This is a genomic window from Bacteroidota bacterium, assembly GCA_019637975.1.
In the GTDB taxonomy this organism is placed as follows: Bacteria; Bacteroidota; Ignavibacteria; order UBA10030; family UBA6906; genus CAADGV01.
In genome coordinates, this window is the sequence record JAHBUR010000003.1 from 151,003 (window position 1) to 168,448 (window position 17,446).

Genomic DNA, 17,446 nt, shown 5'->3' on the forward strand with positions numbered 1-17,446 from the left:
ATGCCGAACTACTTTCTTGACAATCCAGATATTCTCTTTCATTTCAATAATCTTGACTTGAAGGAAGTCGTTGCCATTGCGGAAGACGACTACGCACAGGCACAAGAGTTTCCGTATGCTCCCGCCGGATACGAGGATGCAATGGAAAACTACCGGAAGGTGCTTGAAGTGGTGGGCGATCTTTCAGGGAACTTCATTGCAGCGCGGGCCGCGGGCGTGGATCATGAGGGCGCCAGGTTTGCCGACGGCAAAGTCGCCTATGCCGGGGGTACGCAGAAGAACTTGAAGCAACTCTCCCAAGCGGATTTGATGGGCATGATTCTTCCGCGCAAATACGGAGGATTGAACTTCCCCTTCACCATCTACATGATGACGGTGGAGATGCTCTCCCGCGCCGATGCGTCACTGATGAATATCTTCGGTTTGCAGGATATCGGTGATACGATCCGCAAGTTCGGCAACGAGGATCAACGGATGGAATTTCTGCCGAAGATCAGTTCGGGCGAACACACCGGCGCAATGGCATTGACGGAGCCCGATGCAGGTTCCGATCTGCAGGCAGTGAAACTCCATGCCTATCAGGACGAGCAAGGCCGATGGTTCCTGCGCGGAATGAAGCGCTTCATCACCAACGGCAATGCGCAGGTGTTGCTTGTTCTTGCCCGATCAGAAGCCGGAACAAAGGACGGCAGGGGCCTGAGCCTCTTCGTTTGCCATCACGACAAAACCGTCAAGATCCGCCGCATCGAGAACAAGTTGGGCATTCACGGCTCGCCCACCTGCGAACTGCAATTCAATGACACGCCTGCACAGCTTGTCGGATCACGGCGCTTCGGGCTCATCAAGTATGTCCTTGATTTGATGTACAGGGCGCGCATGGGTGTGTCGGCACAGGCGCTCGGGATTTCGCAGGCGGCATATGAAGAAGCGCTGAAGTACGCACGCGAGCGCAGGCAATTCGGCAAGGCGATTGCCGATATTCCGGTCATCTCCAACATGCTGATCGATATGCGTGTGATGCTCGAAAGTAATCGTTCGCTGTTCTACAGTACAACACAATGTGTGGATGAAAAGGAGAAGTTGGAAGACAGGATCGAAAAGCTGAAGGCGGAAGGAAAATCTGTCGCGGAAGAGACAGCCCGGCTGAAACACGTCACGAAAACAGCCAATCTGCTCACGCCCATGTCGAAATACATGCTCGCAGAGTGCAGCAACAGAATAACGTACGACGCACTGCAAATTCACGGCGGCACAGGATACATGAAGGAGTTCCATGTGGAGCAGCTTGCCCGCGATGCGCGCATCACGAATATTTATGAAGGAACGTCGCAACTGCAGATCGTCGCGGCGTCCGGCGGTGTCATCAATGATGTGTTGGGGGAGACGTTCGAGGCGAATGAGAAACGTGAGTACAAAGGAGGCCTCACCCGGCTTGCAGATCATCTGAAGGAAATCCGGCGCCTGTTTCTTGACAGCCTGAAATATGTGGTTGACAAGAAAGACAGCGGATTTCAGGATGTTGCTGCGAAGGACCTTGTAGAGATGTACGGCTCTCTCTACATCGGTTATCTATTATTGGATGAGGCGGAGATTGAGCCGCGGAAAGTGTTCATCGCAAATCGTTACATCGTTACTTCCCTGGCGCAGGCACGCAGGAATGCCGAGGCAATCAGGGGAGAGTTGTTTGGCGATTTGCTGCACGCAAGCAAGATTTTGCAGTAATCACATCCAATCAGATTCATTACGAGGAAACGATATCATGGCAAAGAGGACGGCGTACTACTACTATCGCATTTACGACGACAAAGAGCAGTTCAACTACATCCGGAGTACGTTTCAGGAGAAGAAGATCAGGACTCTCTTGAAGAAATTCGAGAAGACACATCAGGAATACTACAATTCGGAGTTTATTGACTTTCTCAAGAAGCAGGACCCCAAAGCAGAGCTGATTGATGTCGCGCCGATTTCGTACTAAGTCGTGATTGCTGTTTATAGGAGTTGTCGGGGCGGCGTTTCGGGAAGGTCTGCATCCGGGCCTTGGCCGCCACGCTTCAGGAAAGGAATATCCTGATCAACGCCCTCAGGAATGGCTTGGCGAATTCGAGCAGGATGATTCCGAACCCTATTCCCAATAATACCACTTGTGTTACTCTCAGCGCCTTTCTTCTTATCCTCATTCCCCTCCAATTACACTCATGGCACCGGAAGTAATGCACAGGCAAAAGTGCCCTAATAGCCTTTTCTGATGCGGTTTTGCTCCGTGAGCGGAATACGCGTGAGCTTTTGCAGGACGGGCATATCATAAGGGCGGTTGGGTTTGTTCCGTATCACATGAACTGAAGCAGCAAAGAGTTACATACTTGAGTTGCATTGTATCACTTGATTGCACAAGATGCAAGAGACGATGCAAAAAACGCGGATGCTGAACCTGATGCTTCCGAATTCGTTCAGGGGGGACGAGTCGGGAAAACAGGGAAGTCATCCCGTGTGCTGAAGGACGGCGGATTCGGAGAGAGGTCGGTGACTTGACGCGCTTAGCGTGTCACCTATGAGCACAGAACATTGTTGACTTTCACGCATTATTCGGTTACACTAATGCGTTACTTGAACGGACTCTGCAATCGTTAACTGCAAGTCCGGCATAATCTTACAGTCAACTGTGTGCTTGCACTGGCGACACCGGCATCAGGTCGGGCGGGAACTGCCGATGGAGTCTATTGGGGAGAGCGCAATACCATTTCCTTTGTCATTGACGGAACGTTGCAGGAACACGGCAGAGGATTTCTCACAGTACCCCCTCCCACATTGCCCCATCGGAATCGAACCGACAACAATTCTCCGCATGTACGCCAGTCTATCGTGATTCTCCGGCTCTATTCTCCGAGCGAGAGTCGTTTGGCAAGTACGGTTGGCAGACCTTTGGCAAGTATAGCTTTGGCAGCGCCGTCAATATCGTATTCTGACCGGATGTTCTGGTATGACCAGCTGTCAGAGTCGAACATGCCAAAGCTGAGCTGAGGATTGCCATCACGCGGCTGTCCGACACTGCCGACATTGATGAGAAAGCGCATATCTTTCTTGAGGGAGAAGGTTTTCAGATTCTCACCGCATACAAAGGGAATGTGCGTGTGGCCGATGAAACACAAAGGCGTTGCGAATGCCGGGAATTGCTTCTGCGCAAGAACGAGAGAAGAAACGTAGGTCCATTGTTCGGGCTCATGCGGAGAAGCATGCACAAGGGTTGCTTGTTCTTTGGCCGTGGAATAGGGGAGTGACTTCAGAAAATCGATATTGTCGGGTGTGAGTACCGAATGAGTCCACTCGGCGGCAATACGGCCGGGCTTCGTGAAGTAATGGGCAACGGAGGTGTCAATAGCGGCAAGGTCGTGGTTTCCCAGAACGGTCAAAGTACAACGCTCACGGATAAGCCCGAGGCATTCGTTGGGATTGGCGCCGTACCCGACAATGTCACCGAGACAATAGATTTCGTCAATGCGGGAACGGTCGATAATCGAAAACGCTTTGGCAAGTGCCTGAAGATTGGAATGAATATCAGCAAGAATAGCGACGCGCATATCTGATAAGTTATATGTTGAAACGAGAAAAGCAAGTCAAGTATGGTTGGGCGGAAAAATACTGTGAACAGGGACGAATTCGAACGTAACATCAAGCAAGGTGCAGCGTGGAAACAATAAACTTTGGAACAAACGGTGATATGCACGGGGGACTTCCGCGTGAATCCCATGTGCAGGAGTATGTCTCCATCATTCTTCGGGGAAAGTGGATCATACTTGCCTCGATGCTGCTTGCCACTACGATCAGCGCATTCGTCACATTGCGCACAGATCCGGTGTATGAATCCGCGGCTCTTGTTCTTGTGGATATGAAAGGAAAAGGAGGCCAGCTCCCGTTCTTTGATTTTGCCGGAACCAGCTTCAATAAGATGACCAACGAACTGGAGATCCTCAAATCGCGGACAATGGCGGAGGCGGTTGCCCAGGACCTGCTGAAGGACGCGGAACACGCCAGCCCGATTTCAGAGGTAACCCCGATACTTCTGGTGATTGTGGATGGCGTTCCCCAACAGAAACTCGCCAGTGTAAGAGAGGTTGCCGGGCGGCTGCTCGGGTCGGTGTTGTTTGTCCCGATTCGTGACTCGGATATTATCAGGATTACGGCACGAAGCAACCATCGGGCGGAGGCGGCATTACTCGCTAACACCTACATGAAGGTCTATGCCGAGCGGAACATGGATGCCAGCCGTACGCGCTCTCGCGCCGTTCGGGAGTTCCTGCAGGGTCAGTTGGAAACCCGTAGAACTGCGCTGGATACAGCCGAGGCATCCCTTCAGGCGTATATGAAGTCTGCAGGTATGGTCTCGCTCGACGGCGAATCCAACAAAGTCGTGGCCCAGTTGTCGCAACTCGAGGCAAACCGCGACGCTATCGAGGTGGAAATCCGGTCCAAAGAAAAGGCCCTCGCTTCCTATCGTGAAGAAATTGCCAAACAGGAACCCAGCGTTGCCCGGACACTGGGCGAATCGAGTGATGCGTATATCCGCTTGCTGCAAGACAAGCTTGCCGCGCTCGAGGTACAGCGCGATGTGGTCATCGCCCAGAATCCTGCGCTTGCCGGACAGTCTATTTACTCCGAGAAGCTGAAGGAAATCGACTCCCAGATTGCCGCGTTGAAGGTGAATCTCAAATCACGAACGGAAGCATTTCTGAAAACCATCGGCTCCGGCGAAGACGGCATCGGCAGTGCCGCGTTTGTCGGGCAGATGAGGCAGAAGATCGTCGAGCAGCAAATTGAGTTGGAGGCCCTTGATGCACGCAAGCGGGCTTTGCAGTCTGTTATCGCGCAATACGAGCGGCAGTTCAATCAGATTCCGGAAAAAAGCATCGAACTGGCGAAACTCCAGCGGGCACGACTCAGCAACGAAAAACTCTACCTTCTCGTCGAGGAGAAGTACAACGAAGCAGCTATCACCGAAAAATCCGAATTCGGGTATGTTGACATCATTGATCCGGCAATTGTGCCGGGAGGGCCCGTCAGTCCCAACATGCGCAAGAACCTGATTCTTGGCCTGTTAGTCGGGCTCGGACTTGGTGTTGCGTACGTCCTCTTGCGTTCCTACCTCGATGTTCGGGTCAGAACACCCGAGGATCTGAAGCGATTCGGGTTTATTCCGCTGTCTGCCGTGCATCAAATGGACAATATGCACAAGCAGGAAGCTTCGACGGGGAACGGGCATTCCCCTCATGAAAGTCCCGATTTCGACCCGCACCTGGTTGCGTACCACAATCCGCTGTCGCCTCTTGCCGAGGCGTACCGCCGTTTGCGCACGAACGTTCTGTACGCACAGCTTGATACGCCGCTGAAGAGTTTTTTGGTAACGAGCGCAAACCCCTCGGAGGGGAAATCCACCACGATCTCCAATCTCGCTGTTGCGTTTGCACAGGCAGAGAAAAGAGTGTTGCTGGTTGATGCGGATATGCGTCGGGCGACAATTCACAACTACTTCCGAATCAACAAGAACCCCGGCCTCACGGATATCTTTGTCGGGAGTGTCTCCATTGATGATGCACTGAACAGGAATGTTGTGGAAAATCTGGACGTGTTGTGCTGCGGTACAACGCCACCCAACCCGGCGGAACTTCTCGGCTCGCGCAGGATGCGTGAATTCATCGAACAGATGAGTGGAAGTACGACATCCTGATGTTCGATTCGCACCGCTGCTGGCGGTAACAGTGCAGCTGTGCTCTCGACCATTGTCGACGGGGCAATTCTTGTCGCCTCCGCAGAAGACCCGATGCCGGCAATCTACCGTGCAACAGGATCGTTGACAAATGTCGGAGGAAAAGTACTCGGTGTGCTGCTCAATAATTTTGATGTCAAGAAAGCATACGGCGGCTACTACGGAAGCTACGGGTACAGTTACTATGCGCACAATTACGGGTACTACCATTCCAACGGAAACGGTGAGAGTCCGAAGAAGAAGCGGAAGAAAACTGTCGGCAGTTGAGAGTACCTCGTTCACGAAAACCGGTTTGTTCACAATCTGTATAAAGAGGGTATGAAGAATTTTCTGTTGATTGGTATAGTTGCGATCTTGCTGTCGCATCAGGCACAGGCACAGCTCGATCAAACAGGGCTGCTTTCCGCCACATCGGTGGGAACGACAACGTCGAACTTCTATTTTGCGAAGCCGAATGAGCTGACCATTATCGTGAATGTGCTGGGATTTGTGCAGAAGCCCGGACGGTACGAAATCTCCAGCACCATTGATCTGATCAACCTGCTCGCATTAGCCGGCGGCCCTTCCGTGGATGGAACGCTAAAGGGAATCAAGATCTCCCGTCTCGTTCGAAACGAGGAGCGGTTTGCCCGCCAAGAGTTCACGGTTGACCTGAACGATCTTACCCGTATTGGTGCGGAACAACTCGCTTTGCAGCCCGGCGATGTCGTGGAGGTCGACAGATCCACGTGGTCGGTAGTCCGTGATATCTTCGGTGTGGTGGGATACGCTGCCGTGATCACCACAACCGCTGCCACGGTCATTAATCTGGCCCGACGATAAGTTGTCTCTCACAACGGTCCGGGGTATTTCCGAGATGAACCATCACCTATCCGCAACAGAGCACACCGCACGCTGGTACGCGCTGTACACCCGTTCCCGGTTTGAAAAGAAGATCGACGATGATTTTCGCCGGCGGGGAATCGAAAGCTTCCTTCCGCTCGTGGAAGAAGTACGTTTGTGGAGCGACCGGAAAAAGAAAGTGCTTGAGCCGCTGTTCCGGGGGTACATTTTTGTGCGGACGGACTTGCGCAACAAGGTCTCCATCCTTCAAACCGACGGCATTGTCCGGTTTGTGGGTGTGCGTAACACGCCATCGCCTGTTCCCGAACACCAGATCAATTGGGTGCGCATTCTCGCCGGGTCGCCTGATGCGATCCGTCGCGAGGAATATGTAAGCGTGGGCGAGGTCGTACGAATCATCGCCGGTCAGTTCAAAGGTGTTGAAGGAGTTGTCATGAAGGTGAAGGATACGGCTCGTGTCGCCGTGTCGTTATCGTGCATAGCGCAGTCGGTATCCGTGGAAGTGCCACAGGAGTTTTTGGAGAGAATCGATCAGCCTGTTGAGGAACAAAGAGCGGGCTTCATACCAAGGCTGTAGTTCATCCCTTCATATGTCAGCGACATTGAAGAGACGTTGAGAGTTGTGTTGTAACAAAATGCCCAAGTAGGCCGCATCTGCTTGTTCTAAAAGCAGAATGTGACTGAAAGGGCGGAGCGTACCTGAGAGGACAGGTTGAGGCCAAGGATGAGATTGAGATTCCGGTCCGGAGATCGGAACCTTTAACCTGAATCTCAACCCCAAATGACAACAAGCGGACAGATGCAATAATGCACCCACCACAAATACATCAAGCTGATACAACGAAGGATAACCTTCTAAACAAAATTAATGGCAAGACTGCTGTTGTCGGCATCATCGGGCTCGGCTACGTAGGCCTGCCGCTCGGCCTTTGCTTTGCGGAGAAGAAGTTCCATTGCATCGGGTTCGATATCGACCGCAAAAAAACGGACACATTGTCGAAAGGCGAATCGTACATCAAGCACATTCCTTCCGAACGTATCCGGCAGGCTGTCTGTTCGGGCATGTTCAGCGCGACAACAGATTTTTCGATGATTGCGAAGTGCGACGCCGTTCTGATTGCCGTCCCCACACCGCTGAACAAGAACCGCGAGCCCGACATGTCGTACATCGTCAGCACCTGCGAGACAATTGCGCCGTACGTGCGTTCAGGGCAGTTGTTCGTGCTGGAGTCAACCACCTATCCCGGCACAACAGATGAGGTGGTGATTCCGATTCTCGAATCAACCGGATTGAAATGCGATGTTGATTTCTTTGCCGCATTCTCTCCCGAGCGTGAAGATCCGAACAACAAGGAGTACCGCACCGAGACGATCCCGAAAGTCGTCGGTGCAACATCGCCTGACGGACTTGCTGTCGCGGATAAACTCTACTCGCAAATCGTTGTGCGAACGGTACCTGTTTCCTCAACCCGCGTCGCCGAAGCAACGAAGCTGATGGAGAACATCTTCCGTTCGGTAAACATCGCCCTGGTCAATGAGCTGAAAGTTGCCTTCATGAAAATGGGAATTGACGTGTGGGAAGTGATCGAAGCAGCGAAGACAAAGCCGTTCGGCTATATGCCGTTCTATCCGGGTCCGGGTCTCGGCGGCCACTGCATTCCCATTGATCCGTTCTACCTTACGTGGAAAGCGCGGGAGTATGGTGTTGCCACGCGGTTCATCGAGTTGGCGGGCGAGATCAATACTTCCATGCCGGACTTTGTGGTGCAACGCGTGATGGAGGCACTCAATGATCACGGCAAGGCACTCAAAGGCTCGAAAATCCTGATGTTGGGACTTGCATACAAAGCCAACGTTGATGACGACCGCGAATCCCCTTCCTATCACTTGATCGAGAAGCTGGAAGAGAAAGGCGCAACGGTAAGCTACAACGATCCGTTCGTCCCCGTGATCCGTCCCTCGCGCGAATGGTCGAAATACGCAGGCCGCGAGTCGGTGGAGATAAGCAACATCTACGACCTCATCCTCATCGCAACGCCGCATGACGAATACAGGAGAATGGATTTCAGCAGCTTCACCGCACCGATTGTGGATACGAGGAATATGGTGTCCATAGGAAGAGCGTATAAGGCGTAGGGTGAGGATGAGGTTAAGGTTGAGATCAAGGTCGAGGTTTAGCTAGATGTATGAATCGTTTCGTGACATGCCTGTTTGGCGGGAGGCGATGGAGATTGCTGCTGAGGTCTTTCGCCTTACTGATGGTCTCCCGAAGAAGGAAGATTACGGCGTTACGAGCCAAATCCGTCGATCTGCTTTGAGCATTTCCGGCAATATTGCTGAAGGCTTTGGGCGGCACCACTCAAAAGATAAAATGAACTTCTACTATATAGCACGTGGGTCGGCAACGGAAACACAAAGCCACCTTGAGTATTGCAGGAGAGTCGGGTATATCCCCGAAACGTCGGTTGCCACTCTCGATGTTCGGTTGTCGCAGTTGATTCATGATATCAACAAGATCATTCAATCACTCAATTTCTCAGCCTCAACCTAAACCTAAACCTAAACCTAAACCTAAACCTAAACCTCTTCCTTGTCCTCCTACCTAGTCACCGGTTCCGCCGGATTCATCGGCTATCATCTTGCGGAAAGACTCCTTTCGCAGGGGGTGCGTGTCGTCGGACTGGACAACATGAATGCGTACTACGATGTCAGTCTGAAGGAGGCGCGGCTCGACCGTTTGCGATGCCACAAGGGGTTCGAGTTTGTGAAGCTCGATCTTGCAGACCGGAGCGGGATGGAACGGCTGTTCGCTGAACACACATTCGATGTTGTTGTCAATCTTGCGGCGCAGGCGGGCGTGCGCTACTCGCTCACCAATCCGCATGCGTACATTGATTCGAACATTGTCGGGTTCCTCAATGTCCTTGAAGGATGCAGGCACGCAAAGGTGAAGCATCTCGTCTTCGCATCCAGCAGCTCGGTGTACGGTGCCAACACCCACATGCCGTTTGCCGTGTCGGACAATGTCGATCATCCGGTGTCGTTGTACGCGGCAAGCAAGAAGGCGAACGAGTTGATGGCGCATTCGTACGCGCACTTGTATGGCCTTCCGTGTACAGGACTTCGTTTCTTCTCTGTGTACGGCCCGTGGGGGAGACCGGACATGGCGATGTTCCTGTTCACGAAGGCGATTCTCGAGGGGAGACCGATCGACGTGTACAACAACGGTGACCTGCAACGTGACTTTACCTACATCGACGATATCGTCGAGGGGGTAGCGCGTGTCGCAACGAGAATCCCGTCCGCGGACCAGGCATGGAACGGCGCAGCACCGAATCCCGCAACCAGTAAAGCGCCGTACCGTCTCTACAACATCGGCAATCACAATCCGGTTCACCTGATGCACTTCATAGAACTGATCGAGAAGGCAACCGGGCGGACGGCGGAGAAGCGGTTTCTTCCTATGCAGCCCGGCGACGTGCCCGCAACATTTGCCGATGTGGATGATCTCGCGCACGATGTCGGCTTTGCGCCTTCGACGCCGATTGAGGAGGGAGTGAAGAGGTTTGTGGAGTGGTACAGGGAGTTTTATGGCGGCTGATGGTTGATGGTTGATGGTTGAATGACAAGGTTGAGGTTGAGGATAAGTAGTGAGCGCTGAGAGCTGATTGCCGATAGCTGATAGCTAAAAAAACAATGCAAACAGAAACAACAATATCACCGGTAATTCCCGTCATCCGCATTGAGCCTTCGCGTGGATGGGTTTCGCTGAAGCTCAAAGAGTTGTGGGAGTACCGAGAGCTTCTGTACTTCCTCACGTGGCGCGATATCAAAGTGCGCTACAAGCAAACAGCACTCGGAGCGGCGTGGGCAGTGTTGCAGCCGTTCATGACAATGGTGGTGTTCAGTCTCTTCTTCGGAAAGCTTGCCCAAATTCCTTCTGACGGACTTCCGTACCCGATCTTCAGCTTTGCGGCATTAGTTCCCTGGACATTCTTCGCGTACGGACTCAGCCAATCGTCAAACAGTCTTGTCGGCAGCGCCAATCTTATCAAGAAAGTGTATTTCCCGCGGCTCGTTGTTCCTATTTCCAGCATTCTTTCGGGCGTTGTCGATTTTGCCTTGTCCTTTGTGATGCTGTTAGTGTTGATGGTGTACTTCAGCATTTTCCCGACGATGAACGTCGTGTGGCTGCCGGCGCTGTTACTGCTTGCAGGGGTGACGTCGCTCGGCGTCGGACTCTGGCTTTCGGCACTCAATGTCGAGTACAGGGATGTTCGCTATGTGATTCCATTCCTGACACAGTTCTGGATGTTTGCGACGCCGATTGCCTACCCGAGCAATCTGCTGCCCGAATTCTGGCGGCCTGTCTATGCGCTGAACCCGATGGTTGGTGTTGTCGAGGGATTTCGTTGGGCGCTGCTCGGCACGGATACGCAACCCGGACCGATGATCATCGCTTCTTCGCTTGCGGCATTGGTTCTTCTCGTGAGCGGTGCATTTTACTTCAAGAGGATGGAAAAGAATTTTGCAGATTTAGTCTGACACAAAAGACGATTATGGTCAACGCTCCTAAAAATTTTGCAGTCACCGGAGTAGCGGGGTACATCGCGCCCCGGCACCTTAGAGCAATCCGGGACACCGGCAATCGTCTTCTCGCCGCAGTGGATCCGCACGATGCTGTTGGTATTCTCGATCAGTTTGGATTCGACATCCGGTTTTTCACGGAATTCGAGAGGTTCGATCGGCATTTGGAAAAGCTTCGGCGGGGACCCGATGAGAAGCGTGTGCATTATCTCAGCATTTGCTCGCCGAATTTTTTGCATGACGCTCATTGCAGGTTGGCATTGCGCGTTGGAGCAGATGCCATTTGTGAAAAGCCTTTGGTAATCAATCCATGGAATCTTGACGCACTGACGGAACTTGAGCAGGAGTATGGTAACCGGATTTACACTGTGCTGCAGTTGCGGGTACACCCGTCACTTATTGCACTGCGTGAGCGACTTCAAAAGAAGAATAACGGCCGTCGGCACATTGTTCAGCTAACCTACGTCACCTCAAGAGGTCTGTGGTACCAAACGTCCTGGAAAGGAAATCCTGAGAAGTCCGGGGGGGTAGCCACAAACATCGGTATTCACTTTTTTGATCTGCTTATCTGGTTGTTTGGGAAAGTAGAAGCCTTCGGCGTCAATGTAAGAGATGTCACGAAGATGGGCGGTTTTCTGGAGTTGGAGAACGCAGACGTGCGTTGGTTCCTTTCTATGGAGCAGAATGATCTGCCGTTCAAACCGCAGCCCGGCCAACCCACAACATATCGTTCGATTCAAGTGGATGGCGAGGAGATCGAGTTTACGGAGGGGTTTACGGACTTGCACACAAGGGTATATGAACAAACGCTTGCCGGTTCCGGTTTTAGCATCGACGATGCAAGGCCATCGGTTGAGCTTGCCTACCGCATCAGGACGGCGCCTGTAACGCCTTCAGCCGGTGAGCTGCATCCGCTTCTCATCACTTCCACGCCACACTGAACCGAATACCATGTCGATGTCATACTTCAAACATGAATCCGCATATGTGGATGAACCGTGCGAGATAGGAGAAGGCACGAAAATCTGGCACTTCACGCACATTCAGAAAGGAGCCCGGATCGGCCAACACTGTGTCTTTGGACAGAATTGCAATGTTGGCAACGATGTTGTCATCGGCTCGAACGTGAAAGTGCAAAACAACGTCTCAATCTACACGGGGACGATCATTGAAGATGATGTGTTTCTCGGCCCCTCATGTGTGTTGACCAATGTGACGAACCCCCGATCGCAGGTGAACAGGCACGCGCTTTATGAGAAAACACTTCTACGGCGGGGTTGCACAATAGGAGCCAACGCGACGATCGTCTGCGGTGTCACCATCGGCTGTTATGCGTTTGTTGCAGCGGGCAGTTTGGTGGCAAAGGATGTGCCCGACTATGCCCTCATTATTGGCGTACCGGGGAAGCAGCGCGGCTGGATGTCGCGGCACGGTCACAGACTCAATTTTGACGATAGCGGAAATGCAACGTGCAGTGAGAGCGGGCTGAACTACAAACTTGTGAACGGGGTAGTTCATTGTGTGGATCTGCCCGAAGACCAGCCCTTGCCGGATGGATTAAGGGTTGGGGTCAAGCCATACGACTTCTACAAGAAGGATCGCAGTTGATCGTTTCGAAGCCTGATGCGAAATGAGTTCTAAAGCAATCATAGCCTCCAACCTGGGAAAGCTGTATCGCATCGGCGTGCAGAAAGCGGGATACAGGACGCTGCGGGACTCCATCGCCCGAATACCCGGTGCGCCCCTCAGATTTGCCAAATCCATGTTCGGTCGCAACGGATACACGAAGCCTGCACACAACACGTTCTGGGCTCTCAAGGACGTAACGTTTGAAGTACAGAGCGGCGAGGTGATTGGTGTCATCGGAAGAAACGGAGCCGGCAAAAGCACACTGCTGAAGATTCTTTCTAGAATAACTGACCCAACGTCGGGATATGCCGAGATTCGCGGCAGGGTTGGATCGTTACTTGAGGTAGGAACAGGATTCCATCCCGAGTTGACCGGCAGAGAGAACATCCTACTCAACGGCGCTATTCTTGGTATGAGCAAAGTGGACATCGCTCGCCGATTCGACGAGATGGTCAGCTTTGCAGAAGTTGAAAAATTTATCGATACGCCCGTGAAGCACTATTCCAGCGGGATGTACCTTCGGCTCGCGTTCGCGGTAGCCGCCCATCTCGAAACTGATATTCTTCTTGTGGACGAAGTTCTGGCGGTTGGTGATATGCAGTTCCAAAAAAAATGTCTCGGCAAGATGAGTGATGTTGCAAGTGCAGGCAGAACGGTGGTATTCGTCAGTCACAATATGTCTGCCGTGAAATCCCTCTGCTCGAAGGCCCTTCTTCTCAAGAGCGGTCAAATCGGGTTCGAAGGGGATGTCAAGGAGGCAGTCGATAAGTACCTCACGGATGGCTCCACAATTCATGAAACAGGCGTCATTGATGACTCATTCACTCGTCAATTCGGCACCGGTGAGGCCCGTTTTCGGAAAGTAGAACTGACCACATCGGATGGCATCCCGACCAAGCAGTTCTATTTCCGGCAGCATATAACAGTCGGAATGGAATTCGAAGTGAAACAACAGGTTCCTGATGCCAATATCAGTGTGGGAATAACCACCGCAGATGGAATGATGGTCGTTTACTCCGAGACTCTTGACATCGATGGCAGTACTTTGACGTTGACGGAAGGCCACCACTGCATCGGCGTGGAGATTCCGGCCTCGCTGCTTCCGGGCAACTACTCCATTCAACTCGGGCTGGGGCATTTGAACGGCAAAACAATTGACTGGATTGAGCGTGTGTGCGATTTCACGGTCTTGAAGGTTTCCCTTGAAAAAGACAGGCACTACCGTTGGTCCTCATCGCACGGATTCATTGCGATGGAGGCAACGTGGCATTTGCCGGAGCATATAACGAAGTAAGGAGTATCATGGATATACGCGGAAAGAAAATACTTGTTATCGGTGGCGCAGGACTCATCGGGTCTCATGTCGTTGAAGAATTGCTTCGAGAAGATGTAGGTGAGGTTATTATCTACGACAATTTCTGCCGCGGCACGCGGGAAAATCTCGCCGACGCTTTGGAAGATCCACGGGCACGGATTTTTGACATCGGGGGTGACATACTGCAAACTGATATTCTCTCGTCGGCGATGAAGGGTTGCGATGGCGTGATCCATCTGGCGGCATTGTGGCTGCTTCAATGCTATGAATACCCACGCGCAGCGTTTGATGTGAATATTCGCGGGACATTCAATGTGCTGGAAGCATGCCGCGACCATGCTGTCCGGCGTCTGGTCTATTCATCGTCCGCATCAGTGTACGGTGACGCTGTCGAAATTCCTATGACCGAGGAGCATCCGTTCAATAACCGGACTTTTTACGGAGCAACAAAGATCGCCGGCGAAGCGATGTGCAGGGCGTTCAACGACAGATACGGACTATCCTATGTCGGACTCCGGTACATGAATGTGTACGGGGCCCGGCAGGACTACAAGGGAACCTATATCGCGGTTATTATGAAGATTCTTGACCGGATCGATCAGGGATTGCCGCCGATTGTGTTCGGGGATGGATCACAGAGTTATGATTTCATCTACGTCAGCGACGTTGGTCGCGCAAACGTGTGTGCCCTGAAGTCCGACGTGAGTGATCGTTTCTACAACATCGGAAGCGGCATCAAAACGTCAATCAAAGAAGTGTGTGAATTGCTCCTTGAACTGACGGGTTCAGATCTTCAGATTCACTATGAGCCTGCAGGGAAAACGTTTGTGACCAACAGAATCGGGAGCACGGCCAAGGCGGAACAGGACCTCGGTTTTCGATCCACGATTGAGTTGCGCGAGGGATTGATGAAACTGATCGAATGGCGCAATACCCGCAAACAACTCATTGCCGATTTCCAGGCATGAACATCCCGATAGCAAAGACGGTCTTTTCGGATGCTGACCTTGAGGCCATACTCAAACCGCTGAAATCCGGTTGGGTTGTTCAAGGGCCGCTCGTCAAGGAGTTCGAAGAGAAATGGTCGCAGTTCACCGGAGCAAAACACTCTATCGCTACATCAAACTGTACTACCGCGTTGCATCTCTCTCTCGCAGCACTCGGTATCGGGCAGGGTGATGAAGTAATCGTACCGGCATTTACCTGGGTTGCCTCGGCGAACGCCGTCGAATCGCTTGGGGCAAAGCCGGTGTTCTGCGATATCAATCTTGCCACGTTCAACATTGAGCCAAGGCAGATTGAAACGAAAATCACGTCGCGTACAAAAGCGATTATGCCGGTGCATCTCTTCGGACTTGCTGCCGACATGGACGAGATTCCCGACATTGCCCGCCGACATAATCTGCTGATTGTGGAAGATGCGGCGTGCGGTTTCGCGTCCCGATACAAAGGGGTTCATGTGGGGAATTTTGGTACAACAGGGTGTTTCAGCTTTCATCCGCGTAAAGCTATTACCACGGGTGAGGGGGGAATGATCACGACGAACGATGCAACTCTGGCCGGAAAGCTGCGTGCCATGCGCGACCATGGCGCAACAACATCCGACCATCAACGCCACTTGGGCAGCAAGCCGTATCTGCTTCCGGATTTCCCATACCTCGGTTTCAACTACCGGCTGACCGATATCCAGGCATCGATTGGCTCATCGCAGATGGACAGAGCACAGGATATTCACCGGCTGCGTACCGAAATAGCGGCCCGTTACGATGTACTCCTTGCCGGTATTCCCTGGTTGAGAAAGCCCTTTGCGGCTGAAGCGTTTGTGCACGGCTATCAGGCGTATGTCTGCCTCTTTCAACCTGAGCCTGTGACAACTGACAACGTGAGCGAGATAAACCGGCTGCGCAACAGTTTCATGGAGTATCTTCAAGAGCACGGAGTTTCCACACGCCCCGGGACGCATGGAGTTCACATGCTTGCGCACTACTCCCAAAAATACAGCCTTATGCCGGACGATTTCCCAAACGCGTGGATCGCAGATCAGTGCTCCATCGCATTTCCGTTGTTTGCCAATATGAGCAACAGTGAATTTGACCTGATCCGTTCAGTTGTTTCGGACTACCCGGGTGCTCGGTAAGACAAACCTTTTCCGAAGGGCTCAGCGAACTGCTTCCTCGAAGCTACGTCGCGGTATACTTCTAAGTGTGCTTGCAGGAGTTTCCTTCACACTTGGGATGCTTGTGGGAGTATACCAGTATCCACCTTACGCTCAGTTGCGATCCCTCCGCAACATGCTCGTTGGGGAATCCGCGCACAGCAACTCTGTTGCCTCTAACAACGACCTTCTCTCGTTGGCCTTCACCGATCCGATAGGGGCGGATACACTCCTGCTTCCACCAGTCAGTAGTATCTCGGCGGCGCACAACGAACTCAAGAAGCTGGTGATTCCGGTTGAACTCTTCTGGGACGCTTATGCAGGAATATCTCTCTCGAACGAAAGTTTTGAGACGCTGATAGTTGGTAACAACAAAGTCGTAGGAGTGCCATATCGACTAAGCAATGAAGAGCGGATTTCGTATGCATATTTTGAGCCGGCGCGCCGAAGGGACCTCACAACCGCAGCAATTGTAATTCCGGGAACCGGCATTAACCAATCCACTGCCCTTATGCAAAGAACACAAGGAAATTATCACGGTCATGTCCTTGACTCTCTCGTGGAATTCTGTGATACCTATGTGGCCGTTAAACCCAACGAAGGCTTTCTTGCAATACATGATGGCACGAGGAAGTTGAATTACCAGTTCATTGTGAATTACCTCATAAGCGAGGGAGGTTCGTATTCCTCCTATTATCTGGTGAATGCAATGGCTCTGACAAAATATTTAAAGGCAAGATATGAAAAGGTTGTTGTTGTCGGCCTTTCGCAAGGTGGCTTGGCCGCGCTACTTATTAGCCTTCAGGCACATCCGACTGCAGCAATAGTGTCCTCAGGGTTCTCCATAGTCAATTACCGTCTGACGCATGCCGGTCTCAGCCAAATACTGATACCGGGACTTTACAAGCACTATTCCGAGGACGAGCTCTTTAGCCAGATCAGCAAAATGCCAACGCAGTTTATGCTCACATACGGCGCAGAGGAATCCGGTTTGTACGCACTTGAATACGAGAAGAAACTTACGGAGAAGAAGTTCAATCAGTTGGAGAATATTCGATTTCTGTACCATGATGGTGGACATGAATTTCCTCTTCATGGAGTGTCCGATTTTTTTCGCGAAGTTATAGAATGAGAAGGTTGATCTTGCGGCGGGGACAGC

General features: G+C 52.1%; 17 protein-coding genes. 16 read left to right on the forward strand and 1 reads right to left on the reverse strand.

Annotation, left to right across the window (positions count from 1 at the left end):
- Both KF749_02575 and KF749_02580 read left to right on the forward strand, forming a co-directional pair.
- Window positions 1-1,722 carry an acyl-CoA dehydrogenase family protein gene (locus KF749_02575; GenBank protein MBX2990032.1) on the forward strand — a complete coding sequence of 574 codons (1,722 nt, stop codon included), beginning with the start codon at window positions 1-3 and terminating at the stop codon, window positions 1,720-1,722.
- Window positions 1,723-1,759: 37 nt separating this feature from the next.
- On the forward strand, window positions 1,760-1,975 hold the full coding sequence (locus tag KF749_02580; protein ID MBX2990033.1) for a hypothetical protein: 216 nt from the start codon (window positions 1,760-1,762) through the stop codon (window positions 1,973-1,975).
- An 898-nt stretch (window positions 1,976-2,873) separates the two neighbouring features.
- Here the strand turns inward: KF749_02580 and KF749_02585 are convergent.
- Window positions 2,874-3,575 carry a metallophosphoesterase family protein gene (locus KF749_02585; GenBank protein ID MBX2990034.1) on the reverse strand — a complete coding sequence of 234 codons (702 nt, stop codon included), beginning with the start codon at window positions 3,573-3,575 and terminating at the stop codon, window positions 2,874-2,876.
- Between the two features lie 107 nt (window positions 3,576-3,682).
- Here KF749_02585 and KF749_02590 point away from each other — a divergent pair, with 107 nt between their 5' ends.
- The 14 genes from KF749_02590 (at window position 3,683) to KF749_02655 (ending at window position 17,419) form a co-directional block, all read left to right on the forward strand.
- Window positions 3,683-5,719, forward strand: a complete 2,037-nt coding sequence (locus tag KF749_02590) for a polysaccharide biosynthesis tyrosine autokinase (GenBank protein MBX2990035.1) — start codon at window positions 3,683-3,685, stop codon at window positions 5,717-5,719.
- 39 nt (window positions 5,720-5,758) lie between these two features.
- Complete coding sequence (locus KF749_02595; GenBank protein ID MBX2990036.1) at window positions 5,759-6,025, forward strand: hypothetical protein; 267 nt, start codon at window positions 5,759-5,761, stop codon at window positions 6,023-6,025.
- A 51-nt stretch (window positions 6,026-6,076) separates the two neighbouring features.
- Window positions 6,077-6,580 carry an SLBB domain-containing protein gene (locus tag KF749_02600; protein ID MBX2990037.1) on the forward strand — a complete coding sequence of 168 codons (504 nt, stop codon included), beginning with the start codon at window positions 6,077-6,079 and terminating at the stop codon, window positions 6,578-6,580.
- A 34-nt stretch (window positions 6,581-6,614) separates the two neighbouring features.
- A complete protein-coding gene (locus KF749_02605; GenBank protein ID MBX2990038.1) occupies window positions 6,615-7,178 on the forward strand; it encodes a UpxY family transcription antiterminator in 564 nt (187 codons plus the stop codon).
- 230 nt (window positions 7,179-7,408) lie between these two features.
- Entirely contained in the window at window positions 7,409-8,737 is a 1,329-nt protein-coding gene (locus tag KF749_02610; GenBank protein ID MBX2990039.1) for a nucleotide sugar dehydrogenase, read from the forward strand.
- 46 nt (window positions 8,738-8,783) lie between these two features.
- Window positions 8,784-9,152 carry a four helix bundle protein gene (locus tag KF749_02615; GenBank protein MBX2990040.1) on the forward strand — a complete coding sequence of 123 codons (369 nt, stop codon included), beginning with the start codon at window positions 8,784-8,786 and terminating at the stop codon, window positions 9,150-9,152.
- Window positions 9,153-9,191: 39 nt separating this feature from the next.
- A complete protein-coding gene (locus tag KF749_02620) occupies window positions 9,192-10,202 on the forward strand; it encodes an NAD-dependent epimerase (protein ID MBX2990041.1) in 1,011 nt (336 codons plus the stop codon).
- Between the two features lie 95 nt (window positions 10,203-10,297).
- Window positions 10,298-11,146 (forward strand): ABC transporter permease, encoded by an 849-nt coding sequence (locus tag KF749_02625; GenBank protein ID MBX2990042.1) that lies wholly within the window; start codon window positions 10,298-10,300, stop codon window positions 11,144-11,146.
- A 14-nt stretch (window positions 11,147-11,160) separates the two neighbouring features.
- Window positions 11,161-12,129, forward strand: coding sequence for a Gfo/Idh/MocA family oxidoreductase (locus KF749_02630; protein MBX2990043.1), 969 nt, complete (start codon window positions 11,161-11,163; stop codon window positions 12,127-12,129).
- 16 nt (window positions 12,130-12,145) lie between these two features.
- Complete coding sequence (locus KF749_02635) at window positions 12,146-12,796, forward strand: N-acetyltransferase (GenBank protein MBX2990044.1); 651 nt, start codon at window positions 12,146-12,148, stop codon at window positions 12,794-12,796.
- 22 nt (window positions 12,797-12,818) lie between these two features.
- On the forward strand, window positions 12,819-14,111 hold the full coding sequence (locus KF749_02640) for an ABC transporter ATP-binding protein (protein ID MBX2990045.1): 1,293 nt from the start codon (window positions 12,819-12,821) through the stop codon (window positions 14,109-14,111).
- 8 nt (window positions 14,112-14,119) lie between these two features.
- Window positions 14,120-15,100 carry an NAD-dependent epimerase/dehydratase family protein gene (locus KF749_02645; GenBank protein MBX2990046.1) on the forward strand — a complete coding sequence of 327 codons (981 nt, stop codon included), beginning with the start codon at window positions 14,120-14,122 and terminating at the stop codon, window positions 15,098-15,100.
- A complete protein-coding gene (locus tag KF749_02650) occupies window positions 15,097-16,269 on the forward strand; it encodes a DegT/DnrJ/EryC1/StrS family aminotransferase (protein ID MBX2990047.1) in 1,173 nt (390 codons plus the stop codon). Before KF749_02645 ends, KF749_02650 begins: the two co-directional genes overlap by 4 nt.
- A 67-nt stretch (window positions 16,270-16,336) precedes the next feature.
- Entirely contained in the window at window positions 16,337-17,419 is a 1,083-nt protein-coding gene (locus KF749_02655) for a hypothetical protein (GenBank protein ID MBX2990048.1), read from the forward strand.
- Window positions 17,420-17,446: the final 27 nt, after the last annotated feature.